The following is an 18,314-nucleotide window of genomic DNA, read 5'->3' on the forward strand; positions in this document are numbered from 1 at the left end:
TCAGGGCAGGACGATCGAATCGAAGGCCGTGCCCGGGAGCGGCGACTGGGGAGGCAGCGGCCGGTGGGGCCGTTCCGTGCGGATGGCGTCCTCCACCAGCGCCACGGGGCGGCGCCAGGCATCGGACCCGGGTTCCATGGTGTCCACGACGCCGATCAGCATGGCCAGCAGGCGGATCACGTCAGTCATGGAGATGTCAGTCCGCAGGGTCCCCTGGCCCTGGCCGCGGCCCAGCAGGACGGCCACGGACTCAAAGAGGCTGCCGGTGATTCCGGTCAGCAGGCCGCGGCGTCCGGCCACTGCGCCGAGCAGGTTGGCATCCTCGCTGGCGGCTGCCATCAGCGCATCGATCACGCGGAACAGCCCGTCGGCGGCATCGGGGCCGGCCAGGGCGTCGTCGATCACGGGGTCCACCATCAGCCGGAGCTGGCGGTTGAGCGCGGCAAGAACCAGCTGTTCCTTGTCCGCAAAGTTCCGGAACAGGGTTGCGGGTCCGACGCCGGCCGTGACGGCGATGGTCTGCAACGGTACTTCCGGGCCGTACTCACGGAAGCAGTTGCGGGCGGCGGTGATGATCTTGTCCACATTGCGCGCAGCATCCGCACGGAGGGGCTTGCGTTCCACTGCGAGGTTCATTTTTCAAGGTTAGCAACGCTGGGCCTGAGCGCCCGGGTTACTGATTGGTAGCCGCGAATGTACTCCCTATATGACGAATGTATCGAGGAATTCCGCTGTGGCAGACTGGGTCCATGTTGCTCGCATTCTCAGTTGCACCCTCCGGCCAGCCGGCTCACCTCAGCGCTGAATCCGCCTCTGATTCCGGTGCCGTTTCCGACGCGGTATCCGCAGACGCTTCGGTCCACGACGCCGTCGCTGCCGCCGTGAAGATTGTCCGGGATTCCGGCCTCCCCAACCACACGGACTCCATGTTCACCACCATCGAGGGTGAGTGGGATGAGGTCTTCGCCGTGGTGAAGCAGGCCACCGAAGCTGTAGGGCGTTTCGGCAGCCGCGTGTCACTGGTCATCAAGGCTGATATCCGCCCCGGGTACTCCGGCGAGCTCACCGCCAAAGTGGAGCGGCTGGAAAGCGCCATCGCCGACGCCGGCTAATTCCGGCCTGCCCTTGGTGCTTCCCACGCAGCAAGGGCAACTGCGAGACTGGGCCCATGATTGAGCACCGGCCCTAGCCCCAGTGGGTGGCAGTGGAGCAGTACCTGACCGACGTCGTCGTCCGCCCCGGCAGCCCGCTGAAACGGGCCGTGACGTCCGCTGTCGACGCCGGGATGCCGGCCATCGAAGTGGCGCCCAACGCCGGGAAGCTGCTCAAGCTGCTGGTGCAGCTTTCGGGCGCCCGGCGGATCCTCGAAATCGGCACGCTGGCCGGGTTCAGCACCATCTGGATGGCCCAGGGACTGCCCGACGACGGCGAACTCATCACGTGCGAATACCTCCCCAAACATGCCGGCGTGGCCCGCGCCAACGTCGACGCTGCCGGAGTGGGGCACAAAGTGGACATCCGCGTGGGTGCCGCCCTGGACACCCTGCCGGGGCTGCAGGATGACGGCCGCGGCCCGTTCGATTTTGTGTTCATCGATGCCGACAAGGAAAACAACCCGCAGTACCTGGACTGGGCCGTCAGGCTGGGCCGGCCGGGCACCGCGATTGTGATGGACAACGTGGTGTGGGAGGGGGCGCTGCTGGATCCAACCCTGGACGAGGTCAACGCGCCGGGAATCGTCGCCGCGTTGGAAATGATGGGGGAGGATCCCCGGCTGGACGCGACGGTCATGCAGACCGTGGGGTCGAAGGGCTGGGACGGCTTCGCGCTGGCTCTGGTCAAGTGACTTCACCCGGGCAAGATGCTAAGTATGCTTAGAATAAGCTAACGCGGCACGAACCCGTCCCGCACCGCCTGCAGTGGAGGAAGAAATGAAGGCTTCACCGACCCTTGCCAGCAATCTCCAGATGGTCCTCACGGACCTGATCGAACTTCACGTCCAGGGCAAGCAGGCGCACTGGAACATCGTGGGTACGAACTTCCGCGACCTCCACCTGCAGCTCGATGAAATCGTCACTAGCGTGAGGCTTTTCGCGGATGAAACAGCGGAGCGGATGCGCGCCCTGCACGCGCTGCCGGACGGCAGGAGCACCACGGTGTCCGCCGACACCCGGCTGGAACAGTTCCCCGAAGGGCTCACCTCCACCAAGGACGCCGTCAAACTGATCACGGCCCGGCTGGAGCGCACCGTGAAGACCATGCGCGACGTCCATGACGAGGTGGATGAGGAAGATCCCACCAGCGCAGACCTGCTCCACGCCGGCATTGCGCGGCTGGAACAGCTGGCGTGGATGGTGAACGCCGAGACCATGTCCGCGGGAGCCTCCGTCACGGCACCGGACCACGGCTGAGCCGGCGCAGCGGCCAGCGGAATGGATCCTGAGGCAAAACCGCGCCCGGTGCGCATCGGTTCCGCAGCGGAGCCGCCCGAAACCCTTGCCATGCTGCTTGGGGCCGTGCGCGATGCGGCAGGAGACGTGCCGGCGCTTCTTGCCCTGGCGCGGGAGATCGGACGGACAGCGCCCCGGCCCGGCGAGGGCAGCACGGCGCGGCTCTGGGAACTTCTCGCGTCCGTGGCTTCCGTGGATGTCGCCGCAGGCCGGGTGCTCGAACCGCACCTCGATGCGCTGGCCATCCTCGCCCAGGCGGGTACACCTCTCGCGGACTCATCAACGGACAGGGCCTGGGGCGTTTTCGCTGCGGAGGGGCCCGGGCTGCTGCTTGAGGCAACACCGGACGGCGCCGGGAATTACCTCCTCAACGGATCCAAGCCGTGGTGCTCGCTCGCCGCCCACCTGGACGGCGCCGTGCTGACCGCGCATCGTGCAGACGGCGGGCGGGCCGCTTTCGCAGTGGACCTGCATGCTCCAGGGGTGTCCTGCGAGACCCCGCTGTGGACCAGCCGGGGCCTGCGGGAAATCCCCAGCGGCACCGTGCACTTCGACGGCGTCAGCGCCGTTCCGGTGGGTGGATCCGGCTGGTACTTCAAGCGCCCGGGCTTCGCATGGGGAGGCATGGGCGTTGCAGCCTGCTGGTTCGGGGGAGCCGTTGCCGTGGCCCGCGATTTCAGCTCCGCGCTGACCGCCGCTGCGGTCAACGGGCGTGAACCGGACCAGATCGCGTTGGCCCATTTGGGCGAAACGGACCGGCTCCTCGCCTCCGTGTCCGGCTACCTGGCGCGAACGGCCGAGCGGATTGACGCCGGTGAGCTGTCCGGCCCCGGTGCGTGGAGCGAGGCGCTGCGCGTCCGCGGAACCGTCGCCGCCGCCGTCGAACGCATCCAGGCTTTAGTGGCCCAAAACCTGGGCCCCGGCCCCCTGGCCTTCAACGAAGAGTACGGAAAACGCATGGCGGACCTGTCGCTGTACCTCCGCCAGCACCACGCCATGCGGGACGACGCGCAACTAGGCGCCCTGACCCTGAAGGGGGACCGCTCGTGGTGAGCTTCTCACACGCCGATACCGGCACTGCCGAGTCCGAATGGGAGGGAAGCGGCCTGGCCGTCCTCCCGGAACTCCCCCTGGACCTGGGCGAACTCGCGGGCATGGCCTTCGTTGTGCTGGCTGCGCATCCGGATGACGAGACCCTGGGCGCCGGAGGGTTCCTCGCGCGCCTGAACGCCGCCGGCGCGGCGATAGACGTGCTGCTGTGCACAGCGGGGGAGGCCTCCCACCCGGACTCCCCGAGCACGACGCCGGACCAGCTGGCTGCCGTCCGGCTCGCTGAGTTCAGGGCGGCGGTGTCCGGGCTGGCCCCCGGAGCCGCCCGGGAGTTCCTGCATTTCCGGGACGGCCACCTTGACGCGGACCGGGACCGGATCGCCGCCGCCGTCAGGGAATCGATCGCAGCGTCCGGGCGCCCGGCGGACCGGGTGGTAATCGTTGCGCCGTACCGCTCCGACGGCCACACGGACCACGACGTCCTGGGCTCCGTGGCCGCCGAGGTGGCCGCGCAGGGCGGCCACGGGCTGCTGGAGTACCCCGTCTGGTACTGGTTGTGGGCGTCCCCGGCGGACGGCGCCTGGGAGTCGTGGGTCCGCGTGCCGCTGACGGCGGATGAGCAGCGGGCCAAGGCGGCAGCCCTCCTGGCGCACACCTCGCAGATCCAGCCGCTGTCCGACCAGCCCGGTGACGAGGCGCTTCTTGCCGCCAGCTTTGTCGATCACTTCTCCCGCCCCTGGGAAACGTTCGCGTGGCACCGGCCCGCCGGCGGGGCCAACACCGCGGGCGACGCCGAGCGGATCTTCGACGAAGTGCACGCCGGGGCCACCGATCCCTGGAGCTACGCCACCAGCTGGTACGAGAGGCGCAAGAGGGCGCTCACCGTGGCCGTCCTGCCGGACGCCGAGTACGGTTCCGGACTGGAAATCGGCTGTTCCATCGGCACGCTCAGTGTGGAGCTCGCGGCCCGCTGCCGGGAGTTTGTGGCGGTGGACGCCAGCAGCGCCGCCCTGGTCCGGGCCGCTGAGCGGCTGGGGTCCCATCCCTCCGCCCGGACCCTGCACCTGACGGTCCCGCAGTACTGGCCGGATGGCCGCTTCGACCTGGTGGTGGTGTCCGAGACCGGGTACTACCTGACGGCGGAGGAGCTGGCGGAACTGTTCGCGCGGGTGAAAGGCTCGCTGAACCCCGGGGGGACCCTGCTGCTCTGCCATTGGCGCCACCCGGTCACCGGCTGGGAACTGGACGGGGACACCGTGCACGCCCTGGCCCGGCAGCAGCTCCGGTGGCCAACGGCAGGGCTTTACCGGGAAAAGGACTTCGTCCTGGAAGTGTTTGTTTCGCCGGGGCCGGAGCGGCCCTGAGATGACCAGCCGGACCACCGAACGGGCGGGCGGCTGTCCCGCGGAGGAAGTCCGGTCCCGTCCGGGCATCGACCGGGTGGCAGTGGTGGTGCCGGCACACAACGAGGACCAGCACCTTGACCGGGCGCTCTCGGCGCTTCGTGCCGCCGCTGCCGCGTTGGAGCGGGAACGGCCCGGTATGCGGCTGTCCATCACGGTGGTGCTGGACAGCTGCACGGACCGGTCGGCGGACATCACGGCCGGCTACGTCGCCTCAGACCCGCGCTTCGCGGCCGTGCAGGTCCGGCTGGGAAGTACCGGCGGCAGCCGCGCCGCCGGGGTCGTGGCTGCCGCCGGGCAGTGGACAGGCGCGGGGCGGTTGACAGGGCCGGGGCACTGGACCGGGCAGTGGCCGGGGCATGTCTGGCTGGCCAATACCGACGCGGACTCCGCCGTCCCGGAGAACTGGCTGGTGCGCCAGGTCGAACTGGCCGATGCCGGGGCTGATGCTGTCCTGGGATCCGTCGAGCCGGATCCGGCCGGGACCGATCCTGCCGTCCTGCGGCGCTGGCTGGAGCGGCACCCGTTCAGGGAGGACCATCCGCACATCTACGGCGCGAATTTCGGCGTGCGGGCCTCCGCGTACCTTGCGGCCGGCGGGTTTCCCCGCACGCGCGCCCACGAGGACCGGATCCTGGTGGAGAACCTGCGCAAGCAGGCTTACAGCGTGCTGGCCACCGACACCATCCGGGTGCTGACGTCGGGCCGCACCCATTCCCGCGCACCGCAGGGGTTCGCTGCCTACCTTAGGGCGCTGGCGCTGGAGCTCCCCGCGCTGGAGCTGCCCGCACTGGACCGGGACAGTGGTGACCTTTGACCCTAGGAGCCTGAACTCCTAGACCGCATCCTCGACCCATGGGGTTCCTCCTGAGGGCCGTGGTGTCGTGTGCTCGGCGCTGCCCGTGAACAGCGGGCTGCGGCCGTGATTCCTGCTGCCGGCTCCGGAGCTGGTGCATTGCCACGCGCTCTGGGCCTCAGCTCGGAGGAGGCTGCCCTCCGGCTGCGGAACGTCGGTCCCAACCGGCTGCCGCAAGTCCGCCCGGTGCCGCGCTGGCGCAAACTGCTGGCCGAAATGACCCACTTCTTTGCCATCATGCTCTGGGTGGCGGCCGGACTTGCCTACGTGGCCGGCATGCCGCAGCTGGCCGTCGCGATCGTCGTGGTGATCCTGGTCAACGGCCTCTTCGCCTACATCCAGCAGGAACGTGCACAGCGGGCTGCCGCCAGGCTCCGTGAGCTGCTTCCCGCCATCGTGTCGGTCCGCCGGGACGGCCGCATTGTCAAGGTCCACACCACCGAGCTGGTGCCGGACGACGTGGTGGTGATGGTTGCCGGCGACAGGGTCCCCGCGGATCTCCGGCTGGTGCTTGCCGCCGGCTGCTCGGTGGACGAGTCGATGCTCACCGGCGAAAGCGAAGCCGTAGCCAAGGTCCCGGGCGACGCCGTCCTCGGTGGCACGTTCCTGGTTAACGGCGAGGCTGAAGGAATTGTCACGGTCACCGGCGGAGGCACCCGTCTCGCCGAAATCGCCGCGCTGACCGGCAAGGTGGAGGCGCCTCCAACCCCGCTGGCCCTGGAGCTGCAGCGGATTGTCCGCATCACGGCCACGGTGGCGCTGGGGATCGGCGTGCTGTTTTTTATCCTTTCGCTGCTGGTGGGTATTTCCTGGCGCGACGCCTTCCTCTTCGCGATCGGGGTGGCGGTGGCGCTGGTGCCCGAGGGCCTGCTGCCCACGGTGACGCTTTCGCTGGCCGTCGGGGCGCAGCGGATGGCGCAGCGCAACGCGCTGGTCCGGAACCTGGAGGCGGTGGAAACCCTCGGCTCCACCACCTTCATTTGCACGGACAAGACCGGCACACTCACCCAGAACCGGATGAACGCCGTCGAGGTCTGGACCCCGGCAGGGCTGCTCAGCATCATCGGTGCGGGCTACGGGCCCGAGGCCGAAGTCACCGGGAAGGGAACCGGGGAAGCCCGGCACCTCAGCACCGCTGCGCTGGCCGCCTCCGCGGGGCGTGCCGTGCTCCACAACGGGCAGTGGATCGCCGAGGGTGACCCGATGGAGGCCGCCATTGATGCGCTTGCCATCCGGCTGGCCGGCCCGGGGAACAAGCCCGATGACCCCGAGGTGTCGCACCGCTTCGCCTTCGACCCGCGCCGGCTGCGCGAATCCGCGATCGTCGGCACCATGCTGTACGTCAAGGGTGCCCCGGAATCCGTGATTCCGCTGTGTGGCGAAAGCGGCGCCGAACGCGCCCTGCAGATGGTTGACCAGATGGCCTCGCACGGGCTGCGGGTACTGGCCGTGGCCGAGCGGAGCCTGCCCGGACTGCCGGGCGAAAGCGTCAAGCTGGAGGAGGTTGAAGCGGGGCTGACGCTGCTGGGGCTGATCGGCCTCCACGATCCGCCCCGGGCCGAAGTGCGCCTGGCGCTCGAGGCGGCCCGCGAGGCGGGAATCAAGGTGGCCATGGTCACCGGCGACCACGCCTTCACCGCGGCCGCCATCGCCCGGGAAACCGGGCTGATCGGTTCACCCGAGCTGGTGCTGGAGGGCCACACCCTCCCTGAGGACGACGCCGTCCTGACCGCCCTGCTGGACCGCGACGGCGTCGTCATCAGCCGGGTCACCCCGGAACAGAAACTCCGCGTGGCACGCCTTCTCCAGCACCGCGGCCACGTGGTGGCGATGACCGGCGACGGCGTCAACGACGGCCCCGCCCTCCAGCAGGCCGACATCGGCATTGCCATGGGACTGAGCGGTACCGACGTGGCCCGCGAAGCGGCGGACCTTGTGCTGCTGGACGACGACTTCGCCACCATCATCGCCGCCGTGGAGCAGGGCCGCGCCACGTACGCGAACATCCGGCGGTTCCTGACCTACCATCTGACGGACAACGTCGCCGAGCTCACCCCCTTCGTGATCTGGGCACTCTCCGGCGGACGCTTCCCGCTGGCGCTCAGCGTGCTCCAGATCCTGGCCCTCGACATCGGCACCGACCTGCTCCCGGCGCTGGCCCTGGGCAGCGAAGCCCCCAGCAAAGGCACGCTGAAACGTCCGCCGGAGCGGAGGCACCTGATGGACCGCGCCCTGATGTTCCGTGTGTTCGGCCTCCTGGGTCCGGTGGAGGCCCTCTTCGAAATGACCGCCTACACCGCAGTGCTCCTCGGTGCCGGCTGGCGGCCGGGTGCGGAACTACCCGTGTCGGACGTTCTCATGGCGGCCTCCGGGGCGGCCTTCACCACCGTGGTGCTGGCACAACTGGCCAACGCGTTCGCCTGCCGCAGCGCCAGCACCCCGCCGTGGCGGCTGGGCTGGGCCACCAACAGGCTGCTGGTCTGGGCGGTGCTGGCGGAAGTCGGGCTGCTGCTGGTCTTCCTGTTCGTCGGCCCCATCGCCGCATTGCTGGGCCACGCACCGCCGTCGCCCGGGGGCCTTGCCGTGGCGCTCGCCGCCATTCCCGCCGTCATCATCGCGGACTGGCTGTACAAAGTGGTCCGGCACCGCAGGTCCAAAGCCTCTGACCCGCGGGGGGCCGGCGAACGAGGATCAATCCATGGAGGACCAAGCGGCGGGAGCAGCCATGACTGAAAGCCACGTGGTGTGGTTCGACGAAATCGGGATGGAGGATGTGCCCCAGGTAGGCGGCAAGAACGCGTCGCTGGGGGAAATGACGCGCTCGCTCAAGTCCCGGGGCGTGCGGGTGCCGGACGGCTTCGCCACCACGGCCGCCGCCTACCGCACGTTCATCGAAGCCAACGGCATCGACGCCGCCATGCGCGCCCGGATCGGGGAGTACCGGGCCGGCGAGACGTCGCTGCGGTCCACGGGCGAGGCCATCCGGGAGCTCTTCCTGGACAGCGAATTCCCGGCGGACATCGCCGAATCAATCCGCAGCCACTACCGCGCCCTCGCCGACAGGGCCGGAGTGGACCGGCCCTCCGTTGCCGTCCGCAGCAGCGCCACCGCGGAGGACCTCCCGGACGCCAGCTTCGCCGGGCAGCAGGAGACATTCCTGAACATTTCCGGCGAACGCGAGCTCCTGGACGCCTGCCGGCGCTGCTACGCATCGCTGTTCACGGACCGGGCCATCAGCTACCGGGAGGTGAAGGGATTCGAGCACCTGGACGTGGCCCTCTCCATCGGTGTGCAGCGGATGGTGAGGTCCGACGTCGGGGCGTCCGGTGTGATGTTCTCCATCGACACCGATTCGGGCTTCCCCCGCGCGGCAGTGATCAGCGCGGCCTGGGGCCTGGGCGAAACCGTGGTCCAGGGCAGCATCAACCCGGACAAGTACGTGGTGTTCAAGCCGCTGCTGGCGGACACCGGCCTGGCCCCGATCATCGAGAAGACGCTCGGCTCCAAGGCCCGCAAGATGGTCTACAGCCGGGGCGGCCACGCGCGGACCCGGATGGTGGATACCTCAGCGGAGGAACGGAGCTCCTTCGTGCTGGCCGACGCCGAGATCCTGGACCTGGCGCGCTGGGCAGTGACGGTGGAGGACCACTACGGCCGCCCGATGGACATGGAGTGGGCCCGCGACGGCGCCACCGGGGAGCTGTTCATGGTGCAGGCGCGGCCCGAAACCGTCCAGGCGCTCAAGAGCGGGACGCGCTTCACCATCCACCACCTCCGCGGGACGGGCAAGGTCCTGGCCTCCGGTGCCGCGATCGGGGATTCCATCGCGCACGGCACGGCGTGCGTCATCCGGAGCGCGCGTGACATCGACGCCTTCCGCGACGGCGCCATCCTGGTCACCGAGATGACGGACCCGGACTGGGTGCCCGTGATGAAGCGGGCGTCCGGGATCGTCACCGACCACGGCGGGACCACCAGCCACGCGGCCATCGTGAGCCGCGAACTGGGCGTTCCCGCCGTCGTCGGCACCGGAAACGGAACCAGCGTCCTGGGTGAAGGCCAGGCCGTGACGCTGAGCTGCGCGGAAGGAGACCTGGGCCGGGTCTACGAAGGCACCGTGCCGTTCGACACCGAGGAAGTGGATCTGGGCACCCTGCCCGCCACGCGCACGGCCATGATGGTGAACATCGCCACTCCGGGAGCCGCCTTCCAGTGGTGGCGGCTGCCCGCGGCGGGGGTTGGCCTGGCCCGGATGGAATTCATCATCAGCAACCTGATCCAGGTCCATCCGATGGCCCTGGTGCATCCGGAGCGGGTCACGGACCCGGACGACGCCCGGCGGATCAAGGAACTGACCAGCGGCTACGCGGACCCCCGGGAGTATTTCGTGGAGGCGTTGGCGCTGGGGATCGCCAAGATCGCCGCGCCCTACCACCCCAACCCGGTGATCGTCCGGCTCAGCGATTTCAAGACCAACGAGTACGCGCACCTGATCGGCGGCGGCTCGTTCGAGCAGTCCGAAGAGAACCCCATGCTGGGCTTCCGCGGCGCGTCGCGGTACTACGACGAGCGCTACCGGGAGGGTTTCGCGCTGGAGTGTGCCGCGCTCAAACGGGTCCGGGAAACCATCGGCTTCCGCAACGTCATTGTGATGATCCCCTTCTGCCGCACCCCGGACGAAGCGGACCGGGTGCTGGCGGTCATGGACCAGAACGGCCTGGTGCGCGGTGAAAACGGCCTGCAGGTGTACATGATGTGCGAGATCCCTTCCAACGTGGTCCTGGCCGAAAAGTTCGCGCCGAAGTTCGACGGCTTCTCCATCGGTTCCAACGACCTCACCCAGCTGGTCCTGGGCGTGGACCGGGATTCGGAGCAGCTGGCCGCCTTATTTGATGAACGCGACGGCGCCGTCACGGCGATGATCAGCGAAGCCATCCGCAAGGCGCACGCGGCCGGAATCAAGATCGGGATCTGCGGCCAGGGGCCCAGCAACCATCCGGATTTCGCGGCCTTCCTGGTGGGCGAGGGCATCGACTCCATCTCGCTCAACCCGGACAGTTACCTCAAAACGGTGCGGGTGATCGCGGACGTGGAAGGCTCGGCCTGATCCTTGGCCGGTGCCACGTTCCGGCCAGGGCTCAGGGCGCGCAGCGCGTTGAGGATGGTGGCCAGGTCCACCAGTTCCTGCGAGAGCGCCCCGGCGATGGCGGGCACGTAGCCCGCGGCTGCCGCCACCATGAGCCCGACGCTCAGCACGATGCCGATCCAGATGCTCTCCATCGCCACCCTGACGGTGCGCTGCCCTATCCGCACGGCATGCGCCGCTTTGGACAGATCGTCCAGGATGATCACGACGTCGGCAGACTCGCCTGCCGCGGTGGAACCGCGCGCGCCCATGGCGATTCCGACGTCGGCCACTGCCAGCACGGGGGCGTCGTTGACGCCGTCGCCCACCATCATCACGGGACGGCGCGGCAGTGACTTCACGGCTTCCACTTTGTCCGGCGGAAGGCACTCGGCCCGGACATCCGTGAGCCCTGCTTCGGCGGCGATGTGCCTGGCCGTGGCAAGGGCGTCGCCGGTCAGCATCACCGTTTCGGTGACCCCGAGTGCGGAAAGCTCGGCCAGGGTCCGGCGGGCTTCGGCGCGCAGCGGGTCGCTCATGACCAGGGCTCCGACGTACACCCCGCCGATGCCCACATAGATGGCCAGCTGGCCGCTGGCCAGGTCCGCTTCCACGACGCCTGGCGCGAATTCGGCCACGAAGGACGGCTTGCCCACCACCACTTCCCGTCCGTCGAACACCGCCCGCACCCCGTGCGTGGCATGCTCCATCGCCTCACTGGCGGTCTCGAAACGGAGGTCCCGGGAGGTGGCGGCCTCCATTACGGACGCTGCCAGGACGTGGGAGGAGTACTGTTCCGCGGAGCCCGCCAGCCGGAGGAGTTCGTCCTGGCCCATGGAATTGGCGGTGACGATGGCCACCAGTGAGGGCCGGCCGTAGGTGAGCGTGCCGGTCTTGTCGAAGGCTGCGGTGCGCACCCTGCCAAGCTGTTCCAGGACACCCGCGTACTTGACGATGATGCCGGACTTGGCCGCCTGGCTCATGCCGCCCAGGAACGCCACCGGCGCCGCGATGAGCAGCGGGCAGGGTGTGGCCACCACCAGGACTTCGGCGAAGCGGGTGGGGCTGCCACTGACAATCCAGGCGATGGCACCCAGCGCATAGGCAAAGGCCGTGAACGGGATGGCGTACCGGTCGGCGAGGCGCACCATGGGGGCGCGGCTTTCCGAGGCTTCCTTCACGAGTGCCACGATCCGGCTGTACTGGGAATCCTCCATGACGGCGGTAACCCGGATCCGGACGGCGGCCTCGCCGTTGACGGAGCCGCTCATAATGCCCTCGCCCGCCGTGCGCTCCACGGGCAGGCTTTCGCCGGTAAGGGAGGATTCATCGAACGTGCCGGCATCGGAGAGCAGCACGCCGTCCAGCGGGACGACTTCGCCCGGTTTGACCAGCAGGATGTCGCCCACCAGGACGTCCGTGGCCGCAACGTCCTCGTGCGCGCCGTTTTCCGCTGTGCCGTTCTGCGTTCCGTTCTGCGTGGTGCCATTCCCGGCACCGCCGCTCCGCTCCCGGTGGGCCGTCTGCGGGACGCGCGCCAGCAGGGCGCTGAGTTCGCTCTTGGCCCGGCCTGCCGCGTAGTCCTCAAGGGCCGTGCCGCCGGCCATCATGAGCACGATGATCATGGACGCAATGAACTCGCCCACCAGCACCGTGCTGACAATCGCCGTGACGGCCAGGATATCGATGCCCCAGTGCCCGCTGCGCAGCCTTCGGATCATGCCGACGGACAGGTAGGCCGCCACCGCCAGGGCATAGCCGCTCGCCGCAAACTGCGCGATCACCGGCTGGCCGGACATCACCAGGGCGGCGACAGCCATCAGGGCCAGTACCGTGCCCGCAACGAGCGGATACCGGAGCGCAAGTTTCACAGGCAGACCCGCCTTCGTCTGGTTAGCTGCCGCGTCTGAGCACACACTGAAAGGACGCACCCACAGGACGCATACCTATGGGTAACACTCCATTGAACCCGCGTTGCGGAACAAGGGGAATAGGTCCCTGATGCGGCGCCTGCGCTGAGCCGGCATGCGGTGGAGCCTGCAGGCCTTTCAGCCCTGTCAGCGGCGGGGCTGCCCCTGCCATGGTTGAAGGGTGTCGAACATGGTCGGGGAACCGCCCGCCGAACCGCCCGCCGAACCGCCCGCCGATCCGCGCAGACGCCGCAGGCTGGCGGCTGCTGCCGTCGTGGCGGTGGTTGCGATCGCGGCGGTGGTGGTGGCCGTGATCCTGGCCGGTGCTCCGCGGGAATCGGGCCCGCCGGCGGGCCAGCCGGCGGCAAGCCAGACCTCGGCGTCTTCGCCGTCGACGCCCGCCCCCTCAAGCCCGGCCGCCTCGCCGTCGGGAAGCCAGTCCTCGGGACCACAGCCGTCCGACTCCCCGTCCGCGCCGTCCGAGACTCCGGGCGAAACGCCCGCGCCGGCCCCTGTGGCGTCCGGCCCCACGCCGCCGCCCGAAACGCTGCCTGTTCCGCAGCCGCCTCCGCCGGTGGCCCCGTTTCCCCCTGCCCTGGCCGGCCAGGACGTGGAGGTGGTTCCCGGTGCCGGTGCGTCGGTGGCGTTGACGTTCGACGCCGGCGCCAACTCGGCCGGCCTCCCCTCGATCCTGCAGACCCTGGCGGGCGCAGGGGTCCGCGGGACGTTCTTCCTGACGGGATCCTGGGCTGCGGCCAACCCTGCCGGGGTGGCCGCCATCGTGGCGGGCGGCCACCGTGTGGGCAACCACTCCCAGACCCACCCGGACTTCACCGGCCTGCCGGACACCGCAATCGGGGACCAGGTCCGCACGGCGGAGCAGACGATAACAGCCGCCGGAGCCGACCCCCGGCCGCTGTTCCGGTTCCCGTTCGGTGCCCGTGATGGCCGCACCATCGCCGCTGTGAACAACCTGGGGTATGTGCCGGTGCGCTGGTCCGTGGACACCCTCGGCTGGAAGGGAACAAGCGGCGGTGTCACAGCGCAGCAGGTGGCGGACCGTGCGTTGTCCGCCCTGCAGCCCGGCGAAATCGTCCTGATGCACATCGGGTCCAACCCGACCGACGGCTCAACCCTGGACGCAGACGCCCTTCCGGGAATGATCGAGAGGATGCGCCAGGCCGGCTACGGGTTCATCACGCTGGACACCTTGGTCGCCGGATAACCAGCCCGGATTGACGGCCCGGGAGCCGGCCGGGGAACCGGCCGGCCAGTCAGCCGGAAGACGGGTCCAACGTCACTGGGCAGGCCCGGCCAACGCTGGTAGGACTAAGCCATGACTGAGTCGCCAACCGTCGCCGCTGCGCTGGCCCCGGTTGACGCCGTGGTCTTCGATCTCGACGGTGTGGTCACGGACACCGCGGAACTCCATGCGGCGGCATGGAAGGAACTTTTCGACGCCGTCCTCCAGGACCGCCGGATGCCGGCGGACGCCCGGCGCGATCCGTTCACGGACACTGACTACCTGCGCTTTGTGGACGGCCGCACCCGGGAGGACGGCGTAATGGCGTTCCTGCAGTCGCGGGGGGTCACACTGCCGGCCGGCGGGCACGCCGACGGCCCGGGGGAGTGGACCGCGGTGGGGCTCGGCGCCCGTAAGAACGGCATCTTCGGAGAACTGCTGGGCCGCCGGCCCGTGCCCGTCTTCCCTGGAACGGTGGCCCTGCTCGAACGGCTCAGGGCAGGAAAGGTCCCGGTGGCGCTCGCGACAGCCAGCCGGAACGCCCGCGCCGTGCTGGCAGCCGCCGGACTCCACGACGCCTTCGACCTCGTGGTGGACGGAAACACGGCAGCACGGCTGGGGCTGGCCGGCAAACCCGACCCCGCCCTGTTCCTCCATGCCGTCAGGGAGCTGGGGGTGGAGCCAGGACGTGCGGTGGTCATCGAGGACGCCGTGGCCGGCGTTGCAGCGGGCCGCCGCGGCGGATTCGGCCTGGTGGTGGGGATTGACCGGGCCGGGCATCGGGCCGAGCTGGAAGCCGCGGGCGCCGACGTCGTGCTTGAAGACGTCAGCGAACTGGACCTTGGCCTGGTCATCGCGGACCCCTGGCAACTGGTCTACGAGGGATTCGATCCCGCGCACGAAGGCCACCGGGAAGCCCTGACCACGCTCGGCAACGGATACATGGCCACGCGGGGCGCGGCCCCTGAACACCGCCGGGACGGTGTGCACTACCCGGGAACCTACCTCGCCGGTGTCTACAACCGGCTTACCAGCGTGATCCAGGGGCAGGAAACCGAAGACGAACACATGGTCAACATGCCGGACTGGCTGCCGCTGGACCTCTCCGTGGAGGGCGGCCGGTGGTGGTCCGACGGCGGCCTGCAGCTCCGCAGCGAGCGGCGCACCCTCGATCTGAAGCGTGCCCTGCTGACGCGGGAGGCCGTGTTGGAGGACGACGCCGGCAGGCAGCTTCAGGTGGTCCAGCGCCGGCTGGTGTCCATGGCGGAGCCGCACCTCGCCGCGCTCGAGATGACGGTGACCGCCGTGGGATGGGCCGGCCGGGTGGCCATCCGCAGCGGCTGCGACACGGACATCACCAACTCGAACGTGCCGGTGGAAGCCCTCCTGTCCAACCGCCACCTGGCAGGCATCACGGTCTCCGGTGCCGACGACGGGCCAGGCTCGGCCACCCAGGTGGTTGTGGCGCGGACAAGCCAGAGCAGGATCGGCATTGCACTGGCCAGCCGGACCGACGTGCCCGCCAGCCTGCATCGTGCCACGCCTGAAGAGCTCGGCGGACTGTTCGTCCACCGCTTTGAGGCGGACCTCCGGGACGGCGATCCGGTAACCGTCACCAAAACCGTGGCCGTGGTGACGTCCCGCGACCACGCCATTTCCTCGCCCCGGACCGCCGCCCTGGACGTCCTGAACCGCGCCAGGGGCGGCTTCGAGGAGCTGCTGGCCAGTCACGAGGCGGCATGGCGGGGACTGCTCACGCCCTTCATCATCGAGTTCGACGCCTCCAACCAGGCCCAGCTGATCCTGAACCTGCATGTCTTCCACCTGCTCCAGACCATCTCCGCGCATACCGCGGAGCTGGACGCCGGTGTTCCCGCCCGCGGCCTGCACGGCGAAGGCTACCGGGGGCACATTTTTTGGGATGAACTCTTTGTCCTGCCCCTCCTGACATCCAGGCTTCCCGCCGTGACGCGGGCGCTCCTCGATTACCGGTGGCGCCGGCTGGGGACCGCCCGGGACGCCGCCAGGGCGGCAGGGTTCAAGGGAGCCCTGATTCCGTGGCAGAGCGGCAGCGACGGCCGCGAGGAAACACCGAAGCTGCTCTTTAATGCCCGTTCCGGCCACTGGGTCCCGGACTACTCCCACCTGCAGCGCCACTCGGGCCTCACCGTGGCGTACAACGCCTGGCAGTACTTTGAAGCCACCCAGGACCGGGCCTGGCTGATGCACCACGGTGCGGAAATCATTGTGGAAGTGGCCCGGCTGTTCACCTCGATGGCCGACCACGACCCCGCGGATGACAGATTCCACATCCGGGCTGTGGTGGGCCCGGACGAATACCACACCGGCTACCCCGACAACCCCGGGGGAGGCCTGGACGACAACGCCTATACCAACGTCATGGCAGCATGGGTGTGCGATCTGGCGGTGTGGATCATGACTTCCCTGCACGGCTTCGACATGGACGATTTCCGCAAACGGCTGCGCGTCACTGAAAGCGAAATCGAGGCGTGGGCGCAGCTTGGCCGGAGGGTATTCGTGCCATTTCACGCCGACGGCATCATGAGCCAGTTCGCCGGTTATGAGAATCTCCAGGAGCTGGACTGGGAGCACTACCGCCGCACCTACCGGAACGTCCAGCGCCTGGACCTCATCCTCGAAGCCGAAGGCACCAGCACCAACCACTACCAGCTGGCCAAGCAGGCGGACGTCCTCATGCTGCTCTACGTCCTCGGCGAAGACCAGCTCACCACCTTCCTGGACCGCCTCGGGTATGCCGTGACGTCCGAGCAGATCGCACAGACTGTTGACTTCTACCTGGCCCGGACCGCACACGGATCCACCCTGAGCCGGGTGGCGCACGCCTCGGTGCTGGCGCAGCTTGACCCGGAGCAGGCATGGGACACCTTCCGCGAAGCCCTCGACGCGGACCTGGACGATACCCAGGGCGGCACCACCAGCGCGGGAATCCACCTGGGCGCCATGGCCGGATCCATCGACGTGGTGCAACGGAGCTTCGCCGGGCTGCGCATCACGAGGGACGCCCTGGATTTCGCACCCAGCCTTCCGAAGGAACTCCGCAGAGTCACGTTCAACGTGCGGTACCGGGACCAGCTCCTGGCAGTGCACCTGGAGAAGGACCGGCTGAGGGTTAGCGCGGCCCCGGGAGACGCCTCCCCGGTGCAGGTCCGGCTCGGCACCCAGCACGTCCTGCTGCACGCCGGGCAGGACCACGAATTCCGGCTGGGCACCGGATCCTAAGGCGGGTTTGTGGCTAGTCCATATGCAGGACGGCGGCCCCGGTAATGCGGTCTGCGGCAAGGTCCTGAAGGGCCTGGGCCGCCGCCTCCATCCGGTAGGGCACCGTGGTGGGCCGGAGCGGAATGTCCGCCGCGACGCGGAGGAACTCCTCGCCGTCTGCCCTGGTGTTTGCGGTGACGCTGCGCAGCTGCCGTTCCTGGAAGAGCTCGGATCCGTAATGGATCGGCGGGATGTCGCTCAGGTGGATGCCAGCCACGGCAAGAGTGCCCCCTCGGTCCAGGGCACGCAGCGCCTGCGGCACCAGCCAGCCCACCGGGGCAAAAAGAATGGCCGAGTCGAGCGGCACGGGAGGTTCGTCGTCGGCGTCCCCCGCGAAAGCCGCCCCGAGCTCCAGGGCGAGGCGCCGGGCCTCCTCGGAACGGGTCATGACGTACACGCTGGCTCCGCGGTGCATGGCCACCTGGGCGGCCAGGTGGGCGGAACCGCCGAAACCGTAGATGCCGAGGCGGCCGCCGTCCGGCACCTGGGCCCGGCTCAGGGCGCGGTAGCCGATGATCCCCGCGCACAGCAGGGGAGCGGCCTGCTCGTCCGAAAAAACCTCCGGGATCCGGTAGGCGTAGTCCTCGTTGACCGTCACCCGGTCCGCGTAACCGCCATCCCGGTCCCAGCCCGTAAAGGTGGGGGAAAGGCACAGGTTTTCCTGCGAACGGAGGCAGAAGCGGCAGCGTCCGCAGGTGCCCCCCAGCCAGGCGACGCCCACGCGCTCCCCGATCCGGAACCTGGCGGCGCCTTCACCGAGCTCCACCACTTCCCCCACCACCTCATGGCCCGGAATGATGCCGGGCTGGCGGGGCGGCAGGTCGCCTTCGGCCAGGTGGAGGTCGGTGCGGCACACGCCGCACACTCGCACGTCAAGCAGGACTTCTCCCGGTCCGGGGCTCGGATCGGGGCGTTCGCCGAACACCAGCGGATGCCCCGCCACGGGGCCCGGTTTGCCAACCCACCAAGCACGCACG

14 protein-coding genes are annotated in these 18,314 nt (G+C 69.1%); 10 read left to right on the plus strand and 4 right to left on the minus strand.

Annotation, left to right across the window (positions count from 1 at the left end):
* On the minus strand, positions 1-636 hold the full coding sequence (locus BS38_RS0109895; protein ID WP_028270654.1) for a TetR/AcrR family transcriptional regulator: 636 nt from the start codon (positions 634-636) through the stop codon (positions 1-3).
* Positions 637-749: 113 nt separating this feature from the next.
* On the opposite strand from BS38_RS0109895, the gene BS38_RS0109900 reads away from it, so the two are divergent.
* From BS38_RS0109900 to ppsA, 8 genes are all read left to right on the plus strand, one after another.
* Positions 750-1,112 (plus strand): thiamine-binding protein, encoded by a 363-nt coding sequence (locus tag BS38_RS0109900; protein ID WP_028270655.1) that lies wholly within the window; start codon positions 750-752, stop codon positions 1,110-1,112.
* An 86-nt stretch (positions 1,113-1,198) separates the two neighbouring features.
* Positions 1,199-1,846 (plus strand): O-methyltransferase, encoded by a 648-nt coding sequence (locus BS38_RS0109905; protein ID WP_028270656.1) that lies wholly within the window; start codon positions 1,199-1,201, stop codon positions 1,844-1,846.
* Positions 1,847-1,931: 85 nt separating this feature from the next.
* Entirely contained in the window at positions 1,932-2,411 is a 480-nt protein-coding gene (locus tag BS38_RS0109910) for a Dps family protein (protein ID WP_028270657.1), read from the plus strand.
* Between the two features lie 21 nt (positions 2,412-2,432).
* Complete coding sequence (locus tag BS38_RS0109915; protein WP_043438276.1) at positions 2,433-3,503, plus strand: acyl-CoA dehydrogenase family protein; 1,071 nt, start codon at positions 2,433-2,435, stop codon at positions 3,501-3,503.
* Positions 3,497-4,864, plus strand: coding sequence for a bifunctional PIG-L family deacetylase/class I SAM-dependent methyltransferase (locus BS38_RS0109920; RefSeq protein ID WP_028270659.1), 1,368 nt, complete (start codon positions 3,497-3,499; stop codon positions 4,862-4,864). The genes BS38_RS0109915 and BS38_RS0109920 overlap by 7 nt, the downstream gene beginning before the upstream one ends.
* 1 nt (position 4,865) lies before the next feature.
* Positions 4,866-5,720, plus strand: coding sequence for a glycosyltransferase (locus BS38_RS0109925; protein ID WP_081818864.1), 855 nt, complete (start codon positions 4,866-4,868; stop codon positions 5,718-5,720).
* A 138-nt stretch (positions 5,721-5,858) separates the two neighbouring features.
* Positions 5,859-8,492, plus strand: coding sequence for a cation-translocating P-type ATPase (locus BS38_RS0109930; RefSeq protein ID WP_197024925.1), 2,634 nt, complete (start codon positions 5,859-5,861; stop codon positions 8,490-8,492).
* Positions 8,485-10,866, plus strand: a complete 2,382-nt coding sequence (gene ppsA / locus BS38_RS0109935; RefSeq protein WP_028270662.1) for a phosphoenolpyruvate synthase — start codon at positions 8,485-8,487, stop codon at positions 10,864-10,866. The genes BS38_RS0109930 and ppsA overlap by 8 nt, the downstream gene beginning before the upstream one ends.
* Here ppsA and BS38_RS0109940 read toward each other — a convergent pair.
* Entirely contained in the window at positions 10,818-12,704 is a 1,887-nt protein-coding gene (locus BS38_RS0109940; RefSeq protein WP_231511202.1) for a heavy metal translocating P-type ATPase, read from the minus strand. The two genes, ppsA and BS38_RS0109940, sit on opposite strands and share 49 nt — an antisense overlap.
* A 237-nt stretch (positions 12,705-12,941) precedes the next feature.
* Positions 12,942-13,325 carry a hypothetical protein gene (locus BS38_RS27605; RefSeq protein ID WP_231511174.1) on the minus strand — a complete coding sequence of 128 codons (384 nt, stop codon included), beginning with the start codon at positions 13,323-13,325 and terminating at the stop codon, positions 12,942-12,944.
* 43 nt (positions 13,326-13,368) lie between these two features.
* Between BS38_RS27605 and BS38_RS27610 the strand changes: the two genes are divergently transcribed.
* The gene (locus BS38_RS27610) at positions 13,369-14,019 is read left to right on the plus strand and encodes a polysaccharide deacetylase family protein (protein WP_231511177.1); all 651 of its coding nucleotides are present in this window, start codon (positions 13,369-13,371) and stop codon (positions 14,017-14,019) included.
* 111 nt (positions 14,020-14,130) lie between these two features.
* Positions 14,131-17,298, plus strand: a complete 3,168-nt coding sequence (locus BS38_RS0109950; RefSeq protein ID WP_028270665.1) for a beta-phosphoglucomutase family hydrolase — start codon at positions 14,131-14,133, stop codon at positions 17,296-17,298.
* A 13-nt stretch (positions 17,299-17,311) separates the two neighbouring features.
* Here the strand turns inward: BS38_RS0109950 and BS38_RS0109955 are convergent, their stop codons facing one another.
* A complete protein-coding gene (locus tag BS38_RS0109955; protein WP_028270666.1) occupies positions 17,312-18,313 on the minus strand; it encodes a zinc-dependent alcohol dehydrogenase family protein in 1,002 nt (333 codons plus the stop codon).
* Position 18,314: the final 1 nt, after the last annotated feature.

The organism is Arthrobacter sp. UNC362MFTsu5.1, from assembly GCF_000685965.1.
Classification (GTDB): domain Bacteria; phylum Actinomycetota; class Actinomycetes; order Actinomycetales; family Micrococcaceae; genus Arthrobacter.

What these genes read in the sequence shown, in the direction of transcription:
- BS38_RS0109895 (WP_028270654.1), bottom strand. Translation starts at nt 636, where the DNA reads ATGAACCTCGCAGTGGAACGCAAGCCCCTCCGTGCGGATGCTGCGCGC.
- BS38_RS0109900 (WP_028270655.1), top strand. Translation starts at nt 750, where the DNA reads ATGTTGCTCGCATTCTCAGTTGCACCCTCCGGCCAGCCGGCTCACCTC.
- BS38_RS0109910 (WP_028270657.1), top strand. Translation starts at nt 1,932, where the DNA reads ATGAAGGCTTCACCGACCCTTGCCAGCAATCTCCAGATGGTCCTCACG.
- BS38_RS0109915 (WP_043438276.1), top strand. Translation starts at nt 2,433, where the DNA reads ATGGATCCTGAGGCAAAACCGCGCCCGGTGCGCATCGGTTCCGCAGCG.
- BS38_RS0109925 (WP_081818864.1), top strand. Translation starts at nt 4,866, where the DNA reads ATGACCAGCCGGACCACCGAACGGGCGGGCGGCTGTCCCGCGGAGGAA.
- ppsA (WP_028270662.1), top strand. Translation starts at nt 8,485, where the DNA reads ATGACTGAAAGCCACGTGGTGTGGTTCGACGAAATCGGGATGGAGGAT.
- BS38_RS0109940 (WP_231511202.1), bottom strand. Translation starts at nt 12,704, where the DNA reads ATGGCTGTCGCCGCCCTGGTGATGTCCGGCCAGCCGGTGATCGCGCAG.
- BS38_RS0109950 (WP_028270665.1), top strand. Translation starts at nt 14,131, where the DNA reads ATGACTGAGTCGCCAACCGTCGCCGCTGCGCTGGCCCCGGTTGACGCC.